Here is a 25,451-nt window from a genome sequence, read left to right as displayed (position 1 = left end):
TACACTAAAAAAACGAAAGGGAATAATTTCCCCCTCGTTTATTCTTCAAACGGCCATTTTGGTAGCATTTTGGCTAATTGCTTATCTTGGCGTCTGCCTAATACATAATCTGCTTGCATAATGGTATGAATTTCTCGCGTACCTTCATAAATAACAGGTGCTTTCGAATTCCGCAAATAGCGCGCAACTGGATATTCATCTGAATAGCCATATGCACCATGAATTTGTACCGCATCATCAGCAGCCTTATTGGCAAAATCACACGCCTGCCATTTCGCTAAGGATGTTTCTCTAGTATTACGAACACCTTTATTCTTCAATTCACCCACACGATAGACCAATAAACGGCTCATCTGGTAACCGGCATCCATATTAGCTAGCATTTGTCCAACAAGCTGATGCTCTCCTATAGGCTTACCGAAGGTCTCTCGTTCATGACAATATTTAACACTTGCCTCTAAACACGCTTGGATTAAGCCTACAGCTCCTGCAGCTACGGTGAAACGTCCATTGTCTAGGGCAGACATGGCTATTTTAAAGCCTTCTCCCTCTTCACCGAGTCGATTTTCTGCTGGTACACGTAAATCTTCAAAGAAAAGCTCACCTGTATTGCCAGCACGAATCCCATACTTCCCTTTAATGGCCTTTGATGTAAAGCCTGCCATTGAACGTTCTACAATGAATGCGCTAATACCATGATGTTTCTTCGACTTATCTGTATAAGCAAAAACGATAAAGTGATCCGCTATATCACATAAAGAAATCCATGTTTTTTGTCCATTAATGACATAATGGTCTCCATCACGGACAGCTGTAGTCGACATAGCTGCTACATCAGATCCAGCACCCGGTTCAGTAAGACCAAATGCACCGATTCTTACTCCTTTTGCCTGTGGAACAAGATAGCGCTGCTTTTGGTCTTCAGTACCCCATTGCATTAATGTCATGCTATTTAGGCCAATGTGAACGGATACCGCCGTTCGGAATGCTGTATCTCCCCGCTCCAGCTCCTCGCACACAATAGCAAGGGAGTTATAATCCATTCCACTTCCGCCATACTGCTCTGGCACACAAACCCCCATTAGCCCAAGCTCCGCAAGCCTCGACCAAATTTTAGCATCAAAGCCACCTTCGGCATCCCATTTTGCTATATAGGGTATAATTTCTTCATCAACAAACTGCCTTACCGTTTTTCGTAGCATTTCATGCTCAGTGGACATGTCAAAATTCATGTTCAGCACCTACCATTTCACAATCATAGCAGACTTATGAGACGTCTCTTTTATTACTACACCACGTTTGGCCATTTCTTCAATATACGTATCACCAGGCACTACAGATTCAGGTGGGAATACACCGTGCTCTTTAATAACACCCGCACCTATCATCTGAGCTACAACCGAAATAGTATTAGCTGTAGCACGAGCCATCGCTGTTTCATTGATGGTCATATCCTTACGTACAACCATTTCATATTCATATGTCACTTGCTGTTGCGCTTTTTCACCTGCCACAATGACACGTAATAGAACCGCATCTGGTTTGGTTCCCAGCTCCAGTTTCTTTTTAAGAGCCTCACGCACTACAGAACGAACAGGCACCTCTTGGTTATCAACCTCTACCTTATTCGCTGAATCAAGGAAGCCTAAATCTGCTAATAGCTTAAACTTCTCAGCATGCCCCTTATAACGAATTGTTTTATACTCCAATGTGCGGACATTTGGGAATGTTTTATATAATGTGGAGATGCCTCCAGATGTATAAAATGCCTCAAGCACACCAAAATCATCAAAATAAATAGGTTCAACACCTGAAAGGGAAGGGACTTCTTGTAATTTGCCCTTTTGAATCGTTTTTGAAGGCTCAGTATAATGATCAAAAACACCATCTAAAGAAAATACACGTGTATAATAGAGCGGAGGCTTTGGTTCAGTTGGAATGCCCCCCACAAATAGTTTGATAGACTCAACATCATCTAATTTAGAGGCACCATAGCCCGCTAGAATATTGATCATACCTGGAGCAACACCTAAGTCAGGGATAATTGTGACTCCTTTTGCTTTTGCTTGCTCATGAAGATCTAATATATTTTCGGTAACACCACCTATATGGCCACCTAAATCTACAGAGTGTACACCCGCTTCAATGGCTGCTCTTGCAACACGCTCATTGAAGGAATAAAATAATGCATTAATCACAACATCACCTTTAGAGATGACCTTCATTAACGAATCATCTTGCTCTGCATGAAGCTCTACAACTTCGACTCTATCAGTATTTAAAGTATCCACAAAATCCTGTGCCACTTTTACATCGATATCACCTAAAAATACATGCTCGACTTTATCATTCTTTATTAAATCACGAGCTACCTCTTTACCCATTAAACCTGCACCTAATACAACAACTTTCATCAAGAACATCCCCTTTCGTTGATCTGTTACTCTGTATCGATTTGTGCTCTTTGTAATTTACCGCTGTAGTCTACGTAAATGCTCTTCCACTCCGTATATACATCTAAGGCCGCAACACCTGAATCTCGGTGTCCATTTCCAGTCCCCTTTGTACCGCCAAATGGTAAATGGATTTCAGCACCTGTCGTGCCTGCATTTATATAGACAATACCCGTGTCTAAATCACGCTGTGCGCGGAAAATAGTATTAACATTTTGTGAGAAAATTGAGCTTGATAAGCCAAATTTCACGCCATTATTTACCTCAATTGCTTCCTCTAAGCTTGCTACCTCAATTAGAGAAACGACAGGACCAAAAATCTCTTCTTGAGCAATAATCATGTCAGGCTTTACGTTCGTAAACAGTGTAGGCTCGTAATAAAACCCATTGTCATATGGTGGCTCATTTAAAATTCTGCCTCCAGCTAGTAACGTGGCACCTTCCTGCTTGCCTATTTGTACATAGTGATTAATCTTTTCCAATGCTGCTTTATTAATCACCGGCCCAATTTTAACTCCCTCGTCTAGCCCATCCCCAATTGTGAGCTTTTGCATTTCATCTAAGAGACGCTTTTCTAACTGCTCTTTTACATCTTTATGCACAATCACCCGACTGCATGCTGTACATCTTTGTCCAGCAGTACCAAAGGCACTCCAGAGTATGCCCTCTGTAGCCAGTTGAAGATCTGCGTCATCCATAACAATGACAGCATTTTTTCCACCCATCTCTAAAGAAATCTTTTTCAAATGCTTACCGCCAAGCTCCGCTACTTTACTACCTGTTGTCGTTGACCCAGTAAAGGAAATGACCTTAACGTCAGGGTGTTCAATAAGTGCAGTCCCTACTGTCGGCCCTGTACCAAAAACAATATTTGCTACACCATCAGGTAAACCTACTTCTTCAAAAATTTTACCCATTTCATAAGCCATCATAGGCGTCTCATTTGATGGTTTCCAAATAAATGTATTTCCAGCCACAATAGCAGGGAATGATTTCCATGTCGCGATTGCAACAGGGAAGTTCCATGGTGTGATAAGCGCTACAACCCCAATTGGCGCCCTTACACTCATCGCAAATTTATTAGTCAGTTCAGAAGGTGTCGTTTCACCAAACAACCTACGACCTTCACCTGCCATATAGTAGGCCATGTCAATTCCTTCTTGCACTTCTCCTCTTGCTTCTTCAATTACCTTCCCCATCTCTTTTGTTAAAACGGTCGCCAAATATTCCTTTTTTTCTTTCATTTTTTGACCGATGGCATATAAAAATTCTGCACGTTTTGGCGCAGGCACAAGTGCCCAGCTCTTTTGTGCTTGCTTTGCAGCTACTACAGCCTCATCTACCTCATTAGAAGTAGATAGTGGTATGGTAGCAAGTTGCTCACCATTTGCAGGGTTCGTCACTGCTATACTTTGTAAATGTGAATGTGTGCTCCATTTACCACCAATATAGTTTTTAATCTCCACTACATACACCCCCTGAAATACTCTATGATGCCTCGGCTATTGTAACCAGTTGCATTCCTCAGGTACAGAATCTATGAATATTAGTAGAATAAAATACTTCAATATTCCGAATTTTCAAGATGTGATATACCCTGTCATACTATGATTATCAGCGACAACTGCCAGAGGCTTTATTTTCACTTAACTGCCTTCCCCTCTAATAAAAAGAGGATACGGTTAAAGCTAAGTATATTCATAACACCCTTAGTTAAATGAAAATAAATAATACACATTCTAGTTTCTTATATTCGACATTTTCTATTTAATTCCCTTTTTTTCTAAATTATTTAATTTTTCATTGAAACCAAAGTGTTTTATAATCGTATAGAATATCATTAAATTTACTTTTGGAGGAATCCCTTTATGAATAATCATGAAATTGACTACAAGTTATTTGGTGACGACATGCAATATGTGCAAGTTGAGCTTGATCCACAAGAAACAGTTGTGGCGGAAGCAGGCGCTTTAATGATGATGGATGATTCCATTCATATGGAAACTATTTTTGGCGATGGTTCAAAAGGCGGCTCACAAAGTGGTCTTATGGGGAAATTATTAGGGGCTGGTAAACGTTTAGTAACAGGAGAAAGCTTATTCATGACGACATTCACAAATGTTGGCTCAGGTAAGAAGCATGTTTATTTCGCTTCCCCGTACCCAGGTAAGATTATTCCTATGGATTTAAGTCAATTAAACGGGAAAATTATTTGTCAAAAAGATGCTTTCTTAGCAGCAGCTAAAGGTGTTTCTGTGGGCGTAGAATTCCAGAAAAAAATCGGTGTAGGCTTCTTCGGTGGAGAAGGTTTCATAATGCAAAAACTTGAAGGCGATGGTATGGCTTTTGTACATGCAGGAGGAGCCATTCATGAAAAAACATTGCAACCTGGGGAAGTTTTACGTGTAGATACAGGATGTTTAGTTGCAATGACTTCAAATGTAGATTATGATATTGAACTTGTAGGCGGCGTAAAAACGGCACTATTTGGTGGTGAAGGAATTTTCTTCGCTACATTACGTGGGCCAGGAACTGTCTGGGTACAATCATTACCATTCAGCCGTTTAGCAAGTCGCGTCTTTGCAGCGGCACCCATTTCACAAGGCGGTGGTGGCCAGTCAAAAGGTGAAGGCGGTATTGGTGGTTTATTCGATTTATTCAATAGATAAAAAGAAGGAGCATATCTATCAGTGATATGCTCCATTTTTTAATCAATTCGATTTGAAATAGCCTTGCCCTGTCCATAAGCAGCTAATGCTTTGACATTTAACATGAGCATAGCAGTCCTTGTTTCCAAGGACGCACTTCCGATATGTGGAAGTGCCACAACATTTGGGAGCGTTAATAAAGGATGATCCATAGCAACCGGCTCTTGTTCAAAGACATCTAGCCCTGCTGCCCATAACTTGCCACTTTTCAAGACATCGTATAGAGCCGCCTCATCAATAATTCCACCGCGTGAAGCATTTATTAAGACAGCATCCTCTTTCATTAAAGCTAATTCTTTTGCTCCAATGAGACCCTCTGTATCACTATTATAGGGTGTCATAATTACAACAAAATCAGATTGTTTTAAGAGGTCTTCCAATGATACATACCGAAAGCCGTACATTTCTTCCGCCTCATGTCGACGTCTTCGATTATTATATAAAATTTTCATATCAAAACCTTTTGCTCGTCTAGCAACAGCCTGACCAATTCGACCCATCCCAATTATTCCAACTGTCGCTCCTGATACATCTTTACCAACGAGTTGCATCGGGTACCAACTTTTCCATTTTCCCTCGCGTAAATATCTTTCACTTTCTGGAATTCTACGAGCAGTTGCAAGCAGTAAGCCAAATACTAAATCTGCCGTTGTATTCGTTAAGACACCAGGCGTATTTGTCGCCATAATACCTCTTTGTCGTAAAGCCTTCACATTAATATTGTTAAAACCAACTGCTAAATTTGTTACTAGCTTTAGGTTTGGTGCATGTGAAAGTAACTCCTCATCCACTTGATCTGCAATTGTTACCCACAGTACTTCACAATCTGCGACAGAAGCAAGTAGTTTATCACGCGGGATGACAATCTCCTCCTCTTCCCACTGAGAAACTTCATAAAACTCTTTTAATGGCTCAACAATATGTGTAGGAAACTTACGTGTAATAAATAATTTCTTTTTCATGTTCCAAACACCTCACTACTCATTTCCCTAATTCGCATATAGCGTAACACTTATGGGAAGCATTTTCTAGAGGTTTCTAGTTTGCAGCCTTCCATTAGAATCGATAAATTTCCTTTTCATCAACCTGAAGACTTTATTTATCCGTGAAATCGATTATTTTATCCACTTTGAATGCATAAAGAAACTATGCATAACCTGTATGCATAGCTTAGCTACATCTCATTTAAAATTCTCTGATGGTCGTATTCAAACGATTGGCAACTCTCTCTAATTCCTCAGAGGATGAACCAATTGTCTCTATAATATTTGCTAAATCTGATATTTGCTTTCCTACGTTTTGGAAATTGGTTATGGAATCTTCCACGGAGGTTGATATTGCGTCGAATGCTTTTAGGGACTCGGCATTCCGTTCAATACTATTATTCACGAGCTCCTGTATGTCCTGTATAGCTTGAACTACCTGTGCTGTAATTCCATTAGACATCTGAATTAATTCAGCAATTTGCTCAACTGAACTTTTCGTTTGATCCGCAAGCTTACGTACTTCATTGGCAACAACGGCAAAACCATTGCCATGCTCTCCAGCACGTGCCGCTTCAATTGCCGAGTTTAATGCCAATAAGTTTGTTTGACCAGATATACTTTTAACCATTTCAACTACTGCATTAATCTTTGAAGAAGATTCGTCTAGCTGTTCAACCATACTTGCCATTTCATACGTCTTATGATGAATTTTCCCTGTTTGTTCATTGATTGAAACAATCTTTGCATAGCCTTCACTTGAAACCTTTTGCATCGATTCTGCCTCATGAATGCTATCTTTCAATGAATCGTTCACCTTTTGGGCACTATTAACGAGCTCTGTTACTGTATCAGATGTATTTTGTGATTGAACCTCTAAGTGAGTAGAGATTCCCCCTATTACATCCTTTACATGTTCGCGAACATTATTGCGTTGTTCCTCAATCAATGTATTTGCATAGTTATCGTATTCCTCTAAAACAATTTGCTGTTCAAAATTACATATTTTACTGATTGCATCACATAGTTTTTCTTCCTCACCTTTAGATAAGTGAAGTTCAAAAATGATCTTACGTAGAGATTTTTCTAGAATTTGAAAGGCTGCTAAATACCACTTCGGATATAAGTTGATCTTCACATGCATTTTTGCCACACGTCTACGTTTTTCAAGGAAGGCTTCATCGATTCTCCCCTCAAACATTTCAATAATATGATGGCGTAATGTTTGACGTAGACGTTCACTGGAGCTATGACTTTGAATGACTTCACGTAATGCTGGCACACTTTCAATAGCATGATAAAATGCTGCTACAACTTCCACAACGTTTCTTTCAACATATGGCTTCAAACTATTAATTAATTGAAGATCATATACACTTAATTCCACAAGATTCAATTGCAATAAACGATCAGCATCTTTAATAAAAATACCTATATTAGCTTCATTACTTATTTCAATTGTATTTTTCTTAGATCTACTTACAATTTGAAACATTTTCTCCACCTCATATTATAATCATATACCGAACTAAGTCTATTATCCTATATGCTATTAAAAAATAACAAATCGATAGATAGTTTATGTATCAATTATAATCTCAAAACTACTAAATGAACAATATACAGGTAAATGTTGTCTGTATTTATTAAATTCAATACTCAATTTACATCAAAAAAGATACTTTTTACCCACTTTCATTCACTTTAAGTGAAAGATGGATTGAAAAACCAATAAAATTAAGGCAAAAAAGCCACTGCTTCTTGTGAAAGAAGAGTGACTTTTTGTTTACATAAAAATAATTACGCAAAGAACTGCCGCTAAAACTAAACGATATATTGCGAAAGGCATTAATTTCACTTTTGAAATAAGCGCTAAGAAAAACTTGATTGATAATAACGCAAAGATAAATGAACTAATAAAACCGACAGCATAGAATCCAAAATAATCCATCGATAATGTATCCCAGTTTTTCAAAACAGATACTAAACTAGCTCCCGCCATGATAGGTACCGCCATAATGAATGTAAAATCGGCTGCAACACGGTGACTCATACCGAATAATACGCCACCAGAAATGGTCGCACCTGAACGAGAAAATCCTGGCCACAAAGATAGACATTGAACTAGCCCAACTTTAAAGGCTAAACCATATGAAATCTTATCTAAAGAATCTACTTTTGGTTTTCTTGGTGCCAATTTATCCGCTGCAATCATCAGAATTGCCCCTGCTACTAGTGCATAAACAACGTGCTCTACTTTAAAAAGATGATCGTCAATAAAATCCTTAAAGGCAAACCCTAAAACAACTGCTGGTAGCATACCGACAATAACATGCAATAGGTTAAAACGTCTATTTATGGACTGAGACTGACCATCAATTTTGTATAATCCAACTAAGCTTAACATACGCTTCCACATCACCACGATAACAGCTAGAATGGAGCCTAATTGTACGACAATTTTAAATGTGTTGGCAGGATATTTCCCTAAAAACTCCTCTGTTTTTAACCACATATCGTCAACAATAATCATATGGCCAGTTGAGGATACCGGGGCAAACTCCGTCATACCTTCAACAAAGCCTAAAATCAACGCTTTTAATAACTCTATAATTTCCACCTTGTCACCTTACCTTTATTAATCAAATACTCACTTATTATAAATTACTCTATTTTCATATACTACTGCTATTTCACCTATAAGTCATCCACAGCCCTAGCCATTAACGAAATTTCATATCCACTATCCAAAGCTCTGACCTACTACCAATTCGCATAGGCGGACCCCAGAAGCCATAGCCTGATGAAACAAGTGTATGCATTTGGTCTTTCAACTTATAACCATAATCCAGTTCAAATACTCGAGCGGTAATATACTGATTTGGCCATAATTGACCTTTATGCGTATGACCTGATATATGTAAATCCACCCCCAGTTTAGAAGGTGTTAACAAATCGTCAGGCGTATGATTCATTACGAGCCACGGTAAGCTATCGGAAGACTTTAATTCTTCTAGTGACTTTCTATTTTTATTCGTCTTGTCCTCTTGCCCTGTTAATATAAACGCATCCTCTATACGAATTGTTTCATCAAGTAGTATTTTTACATTTGCATTTTCCATTTCTTTTATAAACTCAGGAATTTTTTTACCATAGTATTCATGATTACCCAATATACCATAGGTTCCATATGTAGATGTTAATTGTTTCATGACATCTGCCATTTCCCCTTGAACAAACCATTTTGGATCATCATCCACAATATCTCCAGCTAGCAACACAATATCTGGTTGCGCCTCATTCGATAAGTTGACAAAGCTTTGTAAATGCTTTTTATGTGATAAAACACCTAAATGGAAATCAGATGCCACAACAGCTCTCAATGACTTCAGTTCACTACCCTTCTTATCAACTGTTATTTCTAAATGACGAACGACTGGAGAATAGGCTAAATAAGAGCCGATAATACTTAGCATAAATAATACAGCAACTGCTATACTACCAATTATTTGTACATTTTTAAAGGGTGTTAGCCAAAAAATCAATTGTGCTACTAAGCATAGCAATAAGCCATATTCAAAAACAAACATCCAGTAATTACCAAAAACTGAAAAGAACCGTAAGGACTCATGCAATCTTCCGATAATTATACTGAGAGCGATAAGGTACAATACTAACCAAAATATGATTGGGTAACGGAACCACCCCATAGCCACTAGCCACTGCTTTACTCCCCACCCCAAATAGAAAGTCAACGCACTATAAATACTAATTAAAAGTATACCACCGATTACTTTTGGCATATCTTCGTCCTCTACCTTCCTATATATTTAGTTGATTATATCATTTATAAGTAACAGTCATATTGCATGAAGTACTTGAATAATCTTCTAAAAAAAGAGGGACTAACTGCTTTAACCGCCACATGGTAAGCATAGCTTATTATTTCCTATCATTCTCTTGTTTAACGTGACATTTCACTGGACATAAATGACAATTTCGTCATTTTAGTATAAAGTGCTACTATTATTTTCACAAATATTCCAGTAACATAATAGTTGATAGAAGAAATTTACGTATTTACGAGCAAAAAGGGGTGCTAATTCAAATGACACGTTATAAATTTGAAACAACAGAGCATGAGTTATTTCGTAAAACCTTTCGTAAGTTTTTAGCAGAAGAAGCTGAACCACATTATGCACAATGGGAAAAAGATCATCTCATTCCGCTTACATTTTGGCGGAGGCTTGGTGATATGGGCTATCTGTGCCCCCAAGTTGAAGAGCAATATGGTGGACTAGGACTTGATTTTAGTTTCGGTGTTATTATTCAAGAAGAGCTTGAGCGTATAGGTTCAAGTCTTATTGGGATTGGTCTGCATAATGATATTGTTGTACCTTATATTGAGTCCTACGGTACACACGAGCAAAAATCTCGGTGGCTGCCAAAATGTATTTCAGGTCACTATATTACAGCAATCGCCATGACTGAGCCAGGTACAGGTTCAGACCTAGCAAATATTCAAACAACTGCTATTCGCGATGGTGACCATTATATTGTTAATGGCCAAAAGACTTTTATTACAAACGGAATTCATACCAACTTAGTGGTTGTCGCCGTTAAAACAAATCCGTCCGCTGAAAAAAAACACCAAGGTATAAGTCTGCTTGTCATTGAAGATGGTACACCAGGCTTTACAAAAGGGCGGAAGCTGGAAAAGGTCGGCATGCATGCTCAAGATACAGCTGAGCTATTCTTTGAAGATTGCCGAGTGCCAGCACACAACTTACTTGGTGAAGAAGGCAAGGGCTTTGTTTATATGATGGAAAAACTTCAACAAGAGCGCTTAGCTGTAGCGATTGCTGCACAAACAGCAATTGAGGATATGCTTGCCTTAACACTCGACTATGTAAAATCACGCCAAGCATTTGGTAAGTCAATTGGAGATTTTCAAAATACACAATTTAAAATAGCCGAAATGGCAACTAAAATGGAGCTCGGTAAATCATTTTTGGAAACGTTGATTGAAGAGCATCTCGCAGGAAAAGATGTAGTAACAAAAGTTTCCATGGCGAAATACTGGATAACTGAAAATGCCCGTGAGATAGCCACACAATGTATGCAGCTTCATGGGGGCTATGGTTATATGGAGGAATATAAGATTGCACGAAGGTATAGAGACATCCCTGTTATGTCCATCTATGCAGGCACCAATGAAGTCATGAAAGTAATTATCGCCAAGAATTTAGGCCTGTAATGGTGTAATGGAAAAAAGATGGTGGCCATCCTCTGCCACCATCTCCTCCCTATACTGCTGAAATTCGAACTGTCACTTTAAATAAATCGCCATCCACATCAATTGTCATTCGAGCTCCATGCAAATCAACAATAGATTGTGCAATGGCTAATCCAAGTCCAGACCCCTCTGTATGACGTGAAGCATCTGCACGTTTAAAACGCTCAAATAATTCCTCAGCATCTTCATTAATTTCATACTTCGCTACATTTTTCACTGTTAATTCAGCATCGCCATCTGATGTTCGTTTTAACGTCACATAGACGCGTGTGCCCTCTAATGCATATTTCAATACATTAACAATTAAATTATCAATGAGTCTCCACCATTTTTGACCATCTACATAGGCATAAATAGGCTCATGCGGCATCGCCATTCGTAAATCTAAACGCGACTGAATTAAATCTTCCTTATGCTCCCCTACTGCCTGCTGAATGAGTTGTGTCAAATCTACACGACTTCGTTGCAGCTCAATATTACCACTTGCCATTTTCGATACTTCAAAAAGATCTTCAATCAATACTTTTAAACGTTCAGATTTTTTATCAAGAATATGAATGTATTGTTGACGTTCTTCCTCTGAAAGATTAGATTTTTTCAAAAGATCTGTATAAGTAATAATGGAAGTTAACGGTGTTCGTAAATCATGACTCACATTTGTAATAAGCTCTGTTTTTAAACGTTCACTTTTAGCCTGCTCATGCATGGATGTCCGAACGCCTTCTCGTAAATGATTAAGATTTTCCGCATGACTAGCGAGCGGGGACTTACCTTTCACCTTCACGTCACGATTCAGTCGCCCATTGGCCATATCTTTCGTATCCTTCATAATACGGTTTAAATAACCCATTCTTGATAAGAATACAATCAAGGTTGGAAACCCTACGAACATACATATGCCTAGAACAAGGACTGGGAAAGCTCCTCCCCTTAACATAGAAGCGACAAGGCTTCCCCCTCCAAAGAAGGCCGCCGCTAACATGAACAGTGCGTGCAACGCTATAGAGCGATTAATAAATAAATCCGTAAGTGAATCCCCGAGTGACCATAAATAACTGGATTTCACATTTTGCTCTAACTTTTTTATCGTATCTATTCTTGTATAAAGCCAAATTAATTGAATAAAGAAAGCAATTCCTATAACAATTAACACACCTAATTTAAAGGCGAAATCTAGGATAGAGCGTACATAATTATATTGAAAATTGTAATCGTAAGTGTATTCAATCGATTCGAAAACAATTTGAGAAGAAATAAGATACATAAACCCAGTGATTAACAATAAGGCAACTTGAAAATCAAATTTCACCTTATTTAAAATATCTTTTTCCTTCATACCTCTGACAGTTTGCAGTACATCCTTACGACCTCTCCAAGCGAAAATTGCCGTTATTATACTAGTGAGCCATATAAAGAAATAGGTATATTGATTACGATGAAAACGATTATAATCCTGCATAACCCCTAATGATTGAACTGCTTTTTTAGAGATGGTTAAGACTCCTGTATACTCTGCTGTTTCATAAAGATTATCGACGTTCACATAAGTTTCTGTACGGTAAAAAATATCTCTTACATTATTACTAATGTTCCCTACATATAAAGGATTTCGCTCAGAATACTTTATTTTGTAGGCGCTACTTTCTGAAACATCCCCTGCACGGTATGTTTCTCCTGTTTCAGAATTCGTCAACTCATAAGACCAGTAATCATAAGACTTTTTAAAGGTTTTCGCTTCATCCTGTGCTGCCTTTATATATTTATCGATAAGTGCTTCTTCTCCAGCAAGAATCTTTTTTCGCACATGTTCATCGTTTTCGAAATTGGCTGTAATGTCCTTAATTTTATTATCGCGTTCAGTTTCTAACTTTATTTGTAATTCTCCCGCATTGGCATCTATTGCTTCCTGAATTCGCTGTTCGTATTGTTGTTTAATATTATCGATTTGCTGTCCTAATGTACCATAATAATTACGATGCTCTTCAATTTCCGCCTGCGTAATCTCTATTTTCCCTTTCAAGTCTTCTGCCCTCGGTAAATTTATTACTAACGGCCCAAGTTCTGAAGTAAAATTATCGATTTCATGTTGGAAATTTTCTGATTCAAAATAGGACTTACCAATATACTGATAACCTACATGCCAAAAAGTAAAGATGCCGAAAATAGTCCAAATGAGACTCATTAACACTAGTAGAGATTTCCATTTTTTCATCATGACTCTAACACTCCTCTAAAAAATTCTTTCTAATAATTGTAAAACCTCTGAGGAGCGAGAATCGACGATTTGATAAGCATAAACGCCAAAATAAATAAGTCCAACAACACCTGCAATGAACCCTGCAATAGTCATATACTTCTCTATTTTATTTTTCCATTTTATAGCCAACGCCCCATACCACCTTTAGATAGCGTGGGTTTTTTGGGTCCGCTTCAATTTTTTCACGAATTTTTCGAATATGTACGGCTACAATGTTTTCAGCATTGTAGGCTTCCTCATTCCAAACTCGTTCATAAATTTCACGAATCGAAAAAACACGCCCTGCATTTTTCATTAATAATTCCGTAATTTTATATTCTATTGGTGTTAGTCGAACTGGTTCTCCTTCTAAAATGATCTCTTTAGCATCTTCATCAAGAATAAGTCCGTCAATTTCTACTTTTGTTGCACCTTCACTATACGTTCCTAGTTGTACATAGCGTCTAAGCTGTGATTTCACCCGCGCTAATAATTCTAATGGATGGAATGGCTTTGTTACATAATCATCCGCGCCTACCGATAGTCCATGAATTTTATCGCCATCCTCTGCCTTTGCACTAAGCATAATAATAGGAATATTGCGCTCTGCTCTAATTTTAAATGTCGCAGTAATCCCATCCATATTGGGCATCATTATATCTAAAATGATTAAATGTACTTCATTATTTTCTAGCTTGTCTAATGCTTCTAAGCCGTCTGCAGCTTTAATAACATTGTAGCCTTCATTTTTCAAATAAATTTCTATACCATCACGAATATCTTGATCGTCGTCTGTAACAAGAACTGTTAGTTTCGTCATGATAGACACCTCGCTCTCAAATATAAGTGTACCTTTCAAATCTTAAAAACCAGCTAGTAAAAAAATGAAGAATTTCTTAAGGTTTCAGCTTATTATGAAGCCTGCTTTGCCTCCCACCTATTGTCAATACAACAATGCCGCCTAATAGCATTGCTACACCTAACCAGGACAATCCACTGAATTGTTCCCCAACTAGAAAAACGCCAAGAATTGCGGCTGTCAATGGCTCAGCTAACGATAGAGTGACAGCTGTTGATGAATTTATTTTTTGCAAACCGTTCAAGAACAATAAATAAGCTACACTTGTACACATAATTCCCATAAATAATATCGTCCATAGATTTTGCATATTTTCTAACCAGGTAAACCCATTAGAGAGTGAAAAAGGGAATAAAAATAAAGTACAAAGGGAAAATGTCATAGCAACTGCTGGTAACGCATCTTCCTGCGCCATTAATTTCTTGCTAATATTTGTATAAAACGCAAAAGATAACCCTGCACAAAGCGCTAAACCAAAGCCACTCGCTTGTACAGTTTCTTCTCCATTATTAATAAATAATAAAAAACAGCCGATGATTGCCATCAATGTAGCTAGGCCCCAAATACCAGACGGTCGATTTTTCCATATCAACCATTCAATAATGCCTGAAAATACTGGTGCACTTCCAATGGTCGCAACAGTTCCAACCGCTACACCTGTTAGACGAATAGATGAAAAGAAAAGACCTTGGAAAAGAGCAATACTTGCCGCAGCTAAAATCGTCCATTTCCATGACCAATTTAGGAAATTAATTTTACGGAAAATAATTGTAATAGCTAAGAGGAGCCCACCACCAATGGCAGAACGAATAGTGGCGACTGCAATCGGAGATACATTATTATCTAAAAATGTTTGGGCAGTTCCTGTCATTCCCCATAAAATAGCTGCTAACAATACAAACAATGGATTTAACATGTAGACCCCTCCGCCTTATTCCTTCTTCCATACTTATCATACATATTTATCCAAAATCAAACAATTAACATTTTTACTATTTTCATTCTCCAAGTATGCATTCGGTTAAATGGACGTTATAATAAATACAGTTAAAGGAGCGATTGTATGTACAAAACAATTGAAGAAACAGCTATTGAACTAGGTATGTCTAAGGAACAGATATTACGCCTAGTCTATGAGGGACGCATCCGTTCCGTTTTCGATGGAAATATGATTCTCATAAATAGTGGGCAATTTAGTACGTATTTTAATCAATTGGAGCGTATTAAAGAGGAAATCGAAATATGGAGATCTACTCCCATACCAGAGGATATTGACGTAAAAGACGAGGATTAAAAAGCCCACCATTCAAACAATAGAATATTGTTGAATGGCGGGTTAACTTTATAAAACAATAATTATTAAATCGTTACAACAAACCCTGCCCTTTTCCCGATGATTTCAGCATAATCTTCTACCATCACACTTGCTGTTGGGTACATTCCAGCACCAGGACCTACTAGGGTTAAAGTGCCAATATAATTAGTTTCTAGTGCAACTGCATTGAACACATCATCGACTGGATAAAGTGGATGTTCTTTATCAACCAGTTGTGGACCAACCTTTGCTACAATTTTCCCACTAGCTAGTTTTTCTACCTCAGCTACATGACGGTAACGTAGACCCTTTTCACATGCTTCATGAACTTGCGAAGCTGATATACTATCTATGCCAATCACTTCTACATCCGCCCAATCAGGTTGTTCTCCAAATGCCAAGGCACTTAAAATCATTAACTTTTTAAAGGCATCTTGACCAGAAATATCATTATACGGATCTGCCTCTGCATAACCTAAACTTTGTGCTTCTTTTAAAGCTGTTTCAAATGACCAGCCCTCAGCTCGCATTTTGGTTAAAATATAATTACACGTACCATTTAAAACACCTTGTATACGACTTACGTCATTAACAAGTAATATATTTTTCATAGTTTTAATAACAGGTACTCCTCCAGCAGTTGTAGCCTCAAAACCTACAAAAACACCATTTGCTTTTGCAAGCTCTTGTAACTCTAATCCACGCTTTGCAAACATGACTTTGTTGGCAGTAATAACATGGCATTTATGCTCTACTGCTCGCTTTAAATAGCTATACGCAGGCTCTTCGTTCACAATTGCTTCGAATATTACTTGCATACCTGGTTCAGCCAAAACATCATCCATGCTTGTAGTCATTAAATGTGCTGTGCCTGGGACACGTTCGCGACTAGCATCTGTTACTAAAATCTTCGCTACTTCCAACTCAATACCTAATTTATTTTTAAGGTCTTCTCGCTTTTCCTTTAATATATGATAGATCCCTTGACCTACCGTTCCAAATCCTAAAATCGCTGCCTTTATAGTTGCCATTCTTATTATTCCCTCCAACTTACATTCCGCAGTTTCATCAAGCCAATCTCTCCATGGGGTTGTGTCAAATTGATTGACACCAACCGCAGGCCTTAGCCACCCCTTATTTTTGGGGTAAATTTTGTTATTCAGTACATGTTAGAACAAATACAAATTCAAATAATTCGAAATTTAACTTAAAGAAAATTGTAACGTATATATATACTTTACACAAGAAAAATCTTTCTAGGAAGGACATTTGTTTTCCCTAGACGTGCAAAGGAAATCGTTTTCATTCCCTTTACTATACGTTTTTTAAGTTTTTCGATAAGATTTGAACAAATATTGACTCTTTGCATTCAAATTATGATGTCTTTCTTCTATTATATATGTATGTTCAGACACCCATAAACCAGCTAAATAATCAAACCGCTATAAAAAAAGCTCATTCCCTGTAGCAGCAGAGAATGAGCTTAAATATATGAGGGATTTTTTAGCTCGCTTTTGAAAGCAATTGATAACGATATTGTTTTAAAGCTTGTTGAACAATACAAATTTCTTCTTCTGTAAAATTTGGTATTGCATACGTACGTTCCACTAATTGAAATGTACCATATTTCAAATAAAATTCTGTTGCTGGAAGCTGGATGTGGCTCACACCATACTTCTCATATGTCTCATAAACTTCCTTAACCATAAAGCCATTATCATCTGTGCATACCTGTTCCTGATACGCTGAATGACCAAAAATTTGTTGCCATTTACGTTCTACTAATGTAAGGATGTGTTGAATGGATTGGTTGTTGACAAATACATGGCCTTCATTTAGTTCATAAATTAAATAAGATGCAATGTTTTGCGCACTATAGACATTACCCATTTTAAACACTCCTTTATCATTAGTTTTTTGAAGAGTAGCCACTGGCTATGTAACTACTCTCCTATCTATTCAAAAGTGGGGGAGCACTTATGAAAACAGTTACCTTTTCCAAGAGGTTTTTCCGTACACTTAACTTATTTCCAAGTATATAACAAGGTTTTAACAAAGTCAATAATGCATATAAAAATACTCGGTATTATTTTTTGAAAGGTTCTGACAATGAACGGGTGCAATAATTGGTGGATGTAGCAACGTTTAACATATACCAAATGAGGCTATTCGAATGAGAAAATACGTAAACGCTACAACATTCACCGCTCTATTCTATATTAAGCTTCTATTGTTTGTTCAGCTACTGCTGTTGCCTGAGTAATAGCCTGCTCTAAATCTGCAATGATGTCCTCCACTGCCTCTAAACCGATCGATAGGCGAATGAGCGATTCGGTTACACCAGCTTGAATTAGTTCATCTGCTGATAATTGTTGATGCGTAGTAGATGCTGGATGGATAATTAGCGACTTAGCATCACCTACATTTGCCACATGTGAAAACAGCTTTACATGATCAATAAGCTTTCGTCCTGCTTCACGTCCACCTTTAATGCCAAAGGTAAGCACTGAACCGAAGCCATTTTTTAAATATTTTTTCGCCAACTCATGTGTTGGAAAATCTTCAAGGCCATTATAATTTACATACTCCACAGATGGGTGGTTGCGTAAATATTCAGCTACAGCTAAAGCATTTTCATTATGTTTAGGGATACGCAAATGAAGCGTCTCTAAACCTTGTAATAGATTGAAAGCTGCATCTGCACTTAATGTTGGGCCAAAATCACGTAACAACTGTACACGTAGCTTTGTAGCAAAAGCTGCAGAGGCTGTATCGATTCCATAGCGTAAACCATGGTAAGAAGCGTCCGGCTCTGTAAAGCCTGGGAATCGACCACTAGTCCAATCAAACTTACCAGCGTCTACAACAACACCACCTAAAGTTGTACCATGACCACCTATCCATTTAGTTGCTGAGTGAACTACCACATCTGCACCATAATCAATAGGTGTGGAACCATAAGGAGAAGCAAATGTACTATCAATAATTAATGGCAAGCTGTGGTCATGTGCTATCTTAGCTACTGCTTCAATATCTAAAACCTTTAAGCTTGGATTACCGTAAACTTCAGCGAAGACAGCTTTTGTTTTATCGGTAATGGCAGCCTTAAAATTTTCTGGGTTTGTTTCATCTACAAAAATCGTTTTAATACCATAGTTTGGTAATGTATTAGCGAATAAATTATACGTACCACCATATAAAGAACTAGCAGCTACAATTTCATCACCTGCTCTAGCTAAATTTAAAATAGAAAATGCAATAGCTGCTGCACCAGATGAAAGTGCTACTGCTGCTGTTCCACCTTCTAGTAAAGCCACACGCTTTTCAAAAACATCCACTGTCGGATTCGTAATTCGTGTGTAAATGTTTCCAGCTTCCTCTAAGGCAAAAAGACGTTGCGCATGAGCAGTGTCTTTAAAAACGAAAGCAGTTGAACGGTAGACAGGAACTGTTCTAGAACCTGTCACAGGGTCTGGCTCTTGACCACCATGTAACAGCAGTGTTTCTGGTTTAAAATTTGTCATTGTGTACCTCCATTTGGTTATTTTTTTTACGATGGTACCGGAGATGAGGAGGATTTTTCTGTAGAAAACAAAAACCCTCTTCAGCTAAGAAGAGGGTTGCGGTTGCAAGTTTTCCTCCCCTTATCTGCCAGATCCAAGTAAGAATCTGTAGGAATTAGCACCTTAGTAAGTTCATCACCTACTGGTTGCCGGGCATCATAGGGCCTATCCCTCCGCCGCTCTTGATAAGAGTATGAGATTCAATTTCCATCGTTGTTACAAAGTATAAGCATAGAGTTTTTTTCTGTCAACATCTAAATTTTATTTTTTCCGAAACTTCTGTCTGCTCTTTTACGTAATATGAACGCATACACTATTTTAGAAAAAAATTTGAAAGGAGTATTTTTATGGTAAAAGCCGTGATCTTTTTTCTAGTTGTTGGCTACTTGATTGGCTGTATTCACGGCTCTAAAGTGGCACAATTTTTATCCGGGGTTGATTTAAAAAAAGCTGGCCATGGCAATGCTGGTGCCTCTAATGCTACGCTTTCACTCGGCTGGAAATATGGCGTTTTAGTAGCTCTTATCGATATTGGAAAAGGCGTCGTAGCCATCGTCGGTGCACATTTTTATTTAGCAGATGCAACACATTTAACAGCAGAACAAATATGGCTCCTCACCTACTTGATAGCTGCAGGGGTTATTTTGGGGCATAATTTCCCTTTTTATATGGGCTTCAACGGTGGAAAAGGAACTGCCTCCATCATTGGAATTTTACTTGCGGTTGATTGGAAGATTGGTTTATTTGCACTTATTCTATTTGTTATTTTATCTTTCGCAACGAACTATTTAATTGTTGGTGTATTAGAGTTTTACCTCGTTTTTTGTACCGCTACTTATTTATGGATTCCTGGATTAGGCCCAACCATTATTGCCATTCTACTTTTTGGTATTGCTATTATTTTGCACTTTGAAAATATTAAACGTTTAACCAATGGAACAGAGCCTAAAGTTACTTCTGCCTTCAAGAAAAAGAAATAGTATTTCCCGAGAGAGATTTGTATTTTTTATGACCACAAATTTTCTCTTTAATTACTATTAAAGCTGTAAACTGACATATTTTTCTTCCTTTCATTCTATATAATAAATGGATGAATTCTTATCTTAAAAAAACATTTTGTTGACCGATGTTAAGGATAATAACCGTCATTTTTACGTAGACGTAGAAGGGATGAGAAAATATGTCTTCACCTAAACAAGCAGCAACGAAGCGTAATCTAAAGCCTTTATGGATTGGGTTGGCTTTTGCTTTATTAATTATTATTATTTTTTTACCTAATAACGGTGAGTTACCTGTAGCTGGGCAGCGCGCTTTAGCCATCTTAGCTTTCGCGGTCATCCTTTGGGTAACTGAGGCCGTTTCATATCCTGTTAGCTCTGCAATGATTATTGCACTCGTCACCGTTTTACTAGGTCTTGCACCCTCCATGGATGATCCCACAGCACAACTAGGTACCGCTAGCGCCTTAAAACTATCATTAAGTGGTTTTAGTAATTCTGCTGTCGCCCTAGTAGCAGCTGCTCTTTTTCTAGCAGCAGCTATGCAAATTACCAATTTGCATAAACGACTTGCTCTCTGGATTCTTTCACTTGTAGGAACAAAAACAAAAGCTATTGTTTTCGGTGCTATATTAGTTTCCATTGCCCTTGCATTTTTTGTTCCTTCAGCTACTGCACGTGCTGGCGCAGTAGTCCCTATACTTCTTGGAATGGTCGCAGCATTTGGTTTACCGCGTGATAGTCGACTTGCTGCTTTGCTTGTTATTACTTCTGTACAAGCCGTTTCCATTTGGAATATCGGTATTAAAACTGCGGCAGCGCAAAATATGGTTGCTTTAAATTTCATCCAAGAGCAATTTAATGTAAATATTTCATGGGGTGCTTGGTTACTTTATGCTGCCCCATTCTCGATTATTATGTCAGTAGCCTTATTTTTCATTATGATTACGCTTATTAAGCCTGAGACGAGCAATATTGATGGTGGTAAAGAAGTCATCAAGAAACAGCTTGCTGAGCTTGGACCATTAAAAGCACCTGAAATTCGATTGATCATTACATCATTAATTTTACTATTTTTCTGGGCTACGGAAGGCAAGCTCCATCCATTTGATACAACAACGGTTACAATTATCGCCATTGCTGTTCTACTAATGCCTAAAATCGGCGTTTATTCGTGGAAGGAAGTTGAACCTCATATTCCTTGGGGAACAATCATTGTCTTTGCAGTTGGTATTATGCTCGGAACTATTTTACTGAATACAAAAGGTGCATCATGGTTATCAGATAAAGTTTTTGGTTCACTCGGTCTAGATACAATGCCAATTCTTGCTACCATTGCTATCGTAACATTATTTAATATTCTTATTCATTTAGGTTTTGCCAGTGCAACAAGCCTAGCCTCTGCACTTATACCTGTGTTTATCGTGTTAGCTTCCACATTAACTGCTAATGTAGATCAGGTTGGTTTTGTTATCGTCCAACAATTTGTTATTAGCTTTGGTTTCCTATTGCCAATTAGCGCACCACAAAATATGCTTGCCTACGGTACAGGAGCATTTACAACAAAGGATTTCCTGAAATCAGGTATTCCATTAACGATTCTCGGCTTCCTCCTAATTCTGCTGTTCTCTGCAACTTATTGGAAATGGATTGGCCTATTGTAAAGCATTAATCGTCTTAGATAGATTTATTAACTAAAAGGCCTTGAGGGAGCAGCTGTCCTTCAAGGCCTTTTGTATTAGAACTCTATTTTGATAAAGCTGGGTCTTTCATTGTTCCACTTTTTGCGTAATTGACATGCCATGACAGCGCTTTTTCAAGATCATGCGGTGTATGATGTCCACCAGTTGTCTCATTAGCGTCATTAAAGTATTGCCATAGCTGCTCACGATAATCAGGGTGTGCACAATGATCAATAATTAGTCCCACACGTTCCTTTGGAGCAAGCCCTCGTAAATCAGCTACTCCCTGCTCTGTTACGATAACATCAACATCATGCTCTGTATGATCCACATGCGATACCATTGGGACAATGCTCGAAATATTGCCACCCTTTGCATAGGATTTAGTGACAAAAATTCCCAAACGCGCATTGCGAGCAAAGTCACCAGACCCCCCTATACCATTCATCATTTTAGTACCAGAAACATGCGTAGAATTAACATTTCCGTAGATATCAACTTCTAATGCTGTGTTCACTGAAATCAAACCGAGTCGACGAATGATTTCTGGCTGGTTTGAAATTTCTTGCGGACGCAATACTAATTTATCCGCATACTTTTCAAAGTTCCCATAAACACGGTTTCCTACTTGTTCAGAGAGGGTAATGGAAGTAGCAGAAGCAAAATTCACTTTTCCTGCATCGATTAATTCAAATACTGCATCCTGAAGTACTTCTGAGAATACTTCTAAGTTCTCAAACTCAGAATCTTTAAATCCAAGTAATACCGCATTCGCCACTGATCCAACCCCAGATTGAATTGGACGCAAGCTTGTTGTTAAACGGCCCACTTTAATCTCTTCACGCAGGAAGTTTAACAGGTGATTAGCCATAATATCTGTTTCCTCGTCAGCAGGAACAATTGTTGATGGGGCATCTAAAATGTCAGAAACTACAATACCTTTTACTTTATTCAAGTCTAATGGAATACCAATTGTACCAAGACGATCAGACACATTTTGTAAAGGAATTGGGTCACGTTTCCCTTGTTGTGCAGGAACGAAAATATCATGTACGCCCTCTAATGCATCAAGCTGTGCTACGTTTAATTCTATGATGATTTGATCTGCCTCTTGCACAAAAATCGGAGAGTTACCAACTGAAGTTGTAGGAATTAATAAGCCATCTTCTGTAATAGCAGCCGCTTCAATAATTGCAAAATCAATAGGTCCTATAATGCCTTGACGAACTAACTCCGCATTATGAGATAAATGCGCATCCACAAATGTGATATCACCACTATTAATTTTATTACGAATACCAGCATCTGCCTGGAAAGGTCCTCGTTTGCGAATAACGCCAGCTTCCGCTAGGTATTGGTCTACCTCAGGGCCAAGAGATGCGCCTGTATATATATCTACCTGGAAGCTCTCTTTTTTTGCTTTCTCTACAAGCGCAAGAGGTACGACTTTTACATCCCCAGCACGAGTGAAACCGCTCATCCCTAATACCATACCATTCTTAATCCAAGATGCTGCTTCTTCTGCTGTTACAACCTTGCCCTGTAATTGCTCATGGCGAAGCTTTTTCGCTAACTTTTCTTCCATTCCTTATTCCTCCATCCCACTTTATTTTTGTTCAACTAGTATTTGGTTCCATTATCTCTGTCATCAAAATTACCTCTGCTTCAAACAAATCTGCAGGAGGCTTTATCCTTAATCAAAAGAGCTACCCCCACTCCTCTTCAGCATAAGGATATTCTAATTTTTGGTAGCACAACCAAATAAACAGCCGATTATATAATTTTATACTATTTAGAATATTTAATCTATATTAAAAGAAATATTTAACTTTCCGAGATAAATTCTACATTTCAAACTATTTAAATATAGTTATATGCCCCTCTTCATCGATTTTGATTAGAAAGCGTGCTATGCTCTTAATATATAAGTGACAAAGGAGAGTAGACAAATGGTTAAAGAATTATTACGAAACCATTCTTCAGTAAGAATCTATGATGGAAATCCAATCTCAAAAGAAATTATTGAAGAATTAATCGCAACAGCCCAAATGGCTGCAACGTCACATTTTGTACAAGCATATAGTGTTATATGGGTAACAGATGCAGATAAAAAAGAAAAATTGGGATTACTCTCTGGAAATCCCCGTCAGTATGATACTTCTGGTGGAGCATTTGTTTTTTGCGTTGATTTCAAGCGCCTACAAATGGCTGGTAAATTAGAGGGAGTAGACATCGTGGCTGATTCAGCAGAAAATGTCCTTGTTGGAGTTGCTGATGTATCATTGTTTGCGCAAAATTTTGTTATTGCTGCAGAATCAATGGGATATGGTATTTGCTATATTGGAGGAGTCCGTAATAACCCTTCAGAAATAAGTGAATTATTTAATCTACCAGACCACGTTTTCCCGTTGTTCGGTCTAACAATCGGCATACCTGTTCGCCGTAATGAGGTAAAGCCACGGTTGCCTGTGTCTGCTGTACTACATGAAAATGAATACAATTCAGAAAAGTATGATGAACTTTTACCAGCGTATAATGAGACAATGGAAGCGTATTATAATAGTCGATCATCTAACAGAAAAATCGATAATTGGACAAAGCAAATGGCTGATTTTTTAATCGAACAACGTCGTTCACATATAAAAGAGTTTTTAGCTACTAAAGGATTTAACTGGAAATAAATCACTTCCACTGAAATGGGGTTACTATCGGATGATAATAACCCCATTTTTTTCATAATTTCGTTACCTCTTTGTATTAACTCTAGTCATTATGTCTCGATATATCTATTAAGTACAATATTAAATTAAACGAAAAGACTCTTCCATTTTCCAACAATTCCATTCATATTAATAAATGATTATGTATTTACGAAAGGAGTTATACAAGCAATGTCCTATATCAATAAACATCTTGCTCGTACCTTAGAACAACAACATAAGAGAAGTGTAAGAGGTTTATTTTTAAAAATTGAAGAGCTTAATGCTGCTTGCACCCAACTACGAAAACGACTTGAACGTGAAACAGATATAACCGTTTATAAGTATGCGATAGATTATGTCAATCAATTTGTTGCCCATACCTCTATCCTCAATTTAAAATTTATTACTAATACGCAAAATTTAGAGGTGTTAGTATTACACGCTCTTCTACTATCCTATATTTTAGAAACTGAGGGCAACCATTCTTTTGCATACGAGGAAAAATTGCTAAAAGGATACATACAAGATACTTTCACATTAAACGATCATGCAAAAACACTCTTTATAAACCATCGAGAAAAAATGCTTAGCTATATTCAAAACGAAGAAACATAAAAAAGACGACCTTGAAATACGAACAAGATCGTCTTTTACTT

The 25,451-nt window shown here is 37.8% G+C and carries 22 protein-coding genes and 1 riboswitch; of the genes, 7 read left to right on the top strand and 15 right to left on the bottom strand.

The window, feature by feature from the left end; translation table 11 throughout:
* Nucleotides 1-38: 38 nt before the first annotated feature.
* From ACE1MS_RS01810 to ACE1MS_RS01800, 3 genes are read right to left on the bottom strand one after another with little or no spacing between them, the layout of a single operon-like run.
* Nucleotides 39-1,232 (bottom strand): acyl-CoA dehydrogenase family protein, encoded by a 1,194-nt coding sequence (locus ACE1MS_RS01810; RefSeq protein WP_036166707.1) that lies wholly within the window; start codon nt 1,230-1,232, stop codon nt 39-41.
* 9 nt (nt 1,233-1,241) lie between these two features.
* Nucleotides 1,242-2,414, bottom strand: a complete 1,173-nt coding sequence (locus ACE1MS_RS01805; RefSeq protein ID WP_012292623.1) for a saccharopine dehydrogenase family protein — start codon at nt 2,412-2,414, stop codon at nt 1,242-1,244.
* 26 nt (nt 2,415-2,440) lie between these two features.
* The gene (locus ACE1MS_RS01800) at nt 2,441-3,919 is read right to left on the bottom strand and encodes an aldehyde dehydrogenase family protein (protein WP_031418381.1); all 1,479 of its coding nucleotides are present in this window, start codon (nt 3,917-3,919) and stop codon (nt 2,441-2,443) included.
* A 402-nt stretch (nt 3,920-4,321) separates the two neighbouring features.
* Between ACE1MS_RS01800 and ACE1MS_RS01795 the strand changes: the two genes are divergently transcribed.
* Complete coding sequence (locus ACE1MS_RS01795) at nt 4,322-5,122, top strand: TIGR00266 family protein (protein ID WP_012292620.1); 801 nt, start codon at nt 4,322-4,324, stop codon at nt 5,120-5,122.
* Between the two features lie 38 nt (nt 5,123-5,160).
* Here the strand turns inward: ACE1MS_RS01795 and ACE1MS_RS01790 are convergent, their stop codons facing one another.
* The 4 genes from ACE1MS_RS01790 to ACE1MS_RS01775 form a co-directional block, all read right to left on the bottom strand.
* On the bottom strand, nt 5,161-6,123 hold the full coding sequence (locus ACE1MS_RS01790) for a 2-hydroxyacid dehydrogenase (RefSeq protein WP_012292619.1): 963 nt from the start codon (nt 6,121-6,123) through the stop codon (nt 5,161-5,163).
* 223 nt (nt 6,124-6,346) lie between these two features.
* On the bottom strand, nt 6,347-7,639 hold the full coding sequence (locus ACE1MS_RS01785) for a globin-coupled sensor protein (RefSeq protein ID WP_031418378.1): 1,293 nt from the start codon (nt 7,637-7,639) through the stop codon (nt 6,347-6,349).
* 291 nt (nt 7,640-7,930) lie between these two features.
* Nucleotides 7,931-8,764, bottom strand: coding sequence for an undecaprenyl-diphosphate phosphatase (locus tag ACE1MS_RS01780; protein WP_012292617.1), 834 nt, complete (start codon nt 8,762-8,764; stop codon nt 7,931-7,933).
* Between the two features lie 103 nt (nt 8,765-8,867).
* Nucleotides 8,868-9,947, bottom strand: coding sequence for a metallophosphoesterase (locus tag ACE1MS_RS01775; RefSeq protein ID WP_422762590.1), 1,080 nt, complete (start codon nt 9,945-9,947; stop codon nt 8,868-8,870).
* A gap of 305 nt (nt 9,948-10,252) precedes the next feature.
* On the opposite strand from ACE1MS_RS01775, the gene ACE1MS_RS01770 reads away from it, so the two are divergent.
* A complete protein-coding gene (locus ACE1MS_RS01770; RefSeq protein WP_012292615.1) occupies nt 10,253-11,401 on the top strand; it encodes an acyl-CoA dehydrogenase family protein in 1,149 nt (382 codons plus the stop codon).
* A 49-nt stretch (nt 11,402-11,450) separates the two neighbouring features.
* On the opposite strand, the gene ACE1MS_RS01765 is transcribed toward ACE1MS_RS01770, so the two are convergent.
* The 4 genes from ACE1MS_RS01765 to ACE1MS_RS01750 all read right to left on the bottom strand — a co-directional run bounded on the left by ACE1MS_RS01765 (nt 11,451) and on the right by ACE1MS_RS01750 (nt 15,451).
* Nucleotides 11,451-13,655 carry a histidine kinase dimerization/phospho-acceptor domain-containing protein gene (locus ACE1MS_RS01765; RefSeq protein WP_447402657.1) on the bottom strand — a complete coding sequence of 735 codons (2,205 nt, stop codon included), beginning with the start codon at nt 13,653-13,655 and terminating at the stop codon, nt 11,451-11,453.
* 15 nt (nt 13,656-13,670) lie between these two features.
* Nucleotides 13,671-13,826 carry a hypothetical protein gene (locus ACE1MS_RS01760; RefSeq protein WP_008176206.1) on the bottom strand — a complete coding sequence of 52 codons (156 nt, stop codon included), beginning with the start codon at nt 13,824-13,826 and terminating at the stop codon, nt 13,671-13,673.
* Nucleotides 13,804-14,496 (bottom strand): response regulator transcription factor, encoded by a 693-nt coding sequence (locus ACE1MS_RS01755; RefSeq protein ID WP_012292612.1) that lies wholly within the window; start codon nt 14,494-14,496, stop codon nt 13,804-13,806. Before ACE1MS_RS01755 ends, ACE1MS_RS01760 begins: the two co-directional genes overlap by 23 nt.
* 76 nt (nt 14,497-14,572) lie before the next feature.
* Nucleotides 14,573-15,451 (bottom strand): DMT family transporter, encoded by an 879-nt coding sequence (locus tag ACE1MS_RS01750; RefSeq protein ID WP_012292611.1) that lies wholly within the window; start codon nt 15,449-15,451, stop codon nt 14,573-14,575.
* 147 nt (nt 15,452-15,598) lie between these two features.
* Between ACE1MS_RS01750 and ACE1MS_RS01745 the strand changes: the two genes are divergently transcribed.
* The gene (locus tag ACE1MS_RS01745; protein WP_012292610.1) at nt 15,599-15,829 is read left to right on the top strand and encodes a hypothetical protein; all 231 of its coding nucleotides are present in this window, start codon (nt 15,599-15,601) and stop codon (nt 15,827-15,829) included.
* A gap of 65 nt (nt 15,830-15,894) precedes the next feature.
* Here ACE1MS_RS01745 and ACE1MS_RS01740 read toward each other — a convergent pair whose 3' ends face one another.
* From ACE1MS_RS01740 to ACE1MS_RS01730, 3 genes are all read right to left on the bottom strand, one after another.
* Entirely contained in the window at nt 15,895-16,881 is a 987-nt protein-coding gene (locus ACE1MS_RS01740; protein WP_012292609.1) for a homoserine dehydrogenase, read from the bottom strand.
* Between the two features lie 472 nt (nt 16,882-17,353).
* The gene (locus ACE1MS_RS01735; RefSeq protein ID WP_031418370.1) at nt 17,354-17,740 is read right to left on the bottom strand and encodes a hypothetical protein; all 387 of its coding nucleotides are present in this window, start codon (nt 17,738-17,740) and stop codon (nt 17,354-17,356) included.
* Nucleotides 17,741-18,069: 329 nt separating this feature from the next.
* Complete coding sequence (locus ACE1MS_RS01730) at nt 18,070-19,374, bottom strand: O-acetylhomoserine aminocarboxypropyltransferase/cysteine synthase family protein (RefSeq protein ID WP_332292222.1); 1,305 nt, start codon at nt 19,372-19,374, stop codon at nt 18,070-18,072.
* Between the two features lie 117 nt (nt 19,375-19,491).
* A riboswitch (SAM riboswitch) is annotated at nt 19,492-19,605 on the bottom strand.
* Between the two features lie 155 nt (nt 19,606-19,760).
* Here ACE1MS_RS01730 and ACE1MS_RS01725 point away from each other — a divergent pair.
* Both ACE1MS_RS01725 and ACE1MS_RS01720 read left to right on the top strand, forming a co-directional pair.
* Nucleotides 19,761-20,393 carry a glycerol-3-phosphate acyltransferase gene (locus ACE1MS_RS01725; protein WP_012292605.1) on the top strand — a complete coding sequence of 211 codons (633 nt, stop codon included), beginning with the start codon at nt 19,761-19,763 and terminating at the stop codon, nt 20,391-20,393.
* A 200-nt stretch (nt 20,394-20,593) separates the two neighbouring features.
* Nucleotides 20,594-22,075 (top strand): DASS family sodium-coupled anion symporter, encoded by a 1,482-nt coding sequence (locus ACE1MS_RS01720; RefSeq protein WP_012292604.1) that lies wholly within the window; start codon nt 20,594-20,596, stop codon nt 22,073-22,075.
* 82 nt (nt 22,076-22,157) lie between these two features.
* On the opposite strand, the gene ACE1MS_RS01715 is transcribed toward ACE1MS_RS01720, so the two are convergent.
* Nucleotides 22,158-23,678: a succinate CoA transferase gene (locus ACE1MS_RS01715; RefSeq protein WP_207889598.1), complete on the bottom strand. Its 1,521-nt coding sequence runs from the start codon at nt 23,676-23,678 to the stop codon at nt 22,158-22,160.
* 364 nt (nt 23,679-24,042) lie between these two features.
* On the opposite strand from ACE1MS_RS01715, the gene chrR reads away from it, so the two are divergent.
* Nucleotides 24,043-24,774, top strand: a complete 732-nt coding sequence (chrR, locus tag ACE1MS_RS01710; protein ID WP_207889597.1) for a class II chromate reductase ChrR — start codon at nt 24,043-24,045, stop codon at nt 24,772-24,774.
* Between the two features lie 210 nt (nt 24,775-24,984).
* A complete protein-coding gene (locus ACE1MS_RS01705; protein ID WP_447402656.1) occupies nt 24,985-25,410 on the top strand; it encodes a hypothetical protein in 426 nt (141 codons plus the stop codon).
* Nucleotides 25,411-25,451: the final 41 nt, after the last annotated feature.

The sequence above is a fragment of the Lysinibacillus sp. fkY74-1 genome (assembly GCF_053165895.1).
This window is presented reverse-complemented; position numbering and strand designations above follow the sequence as displayed.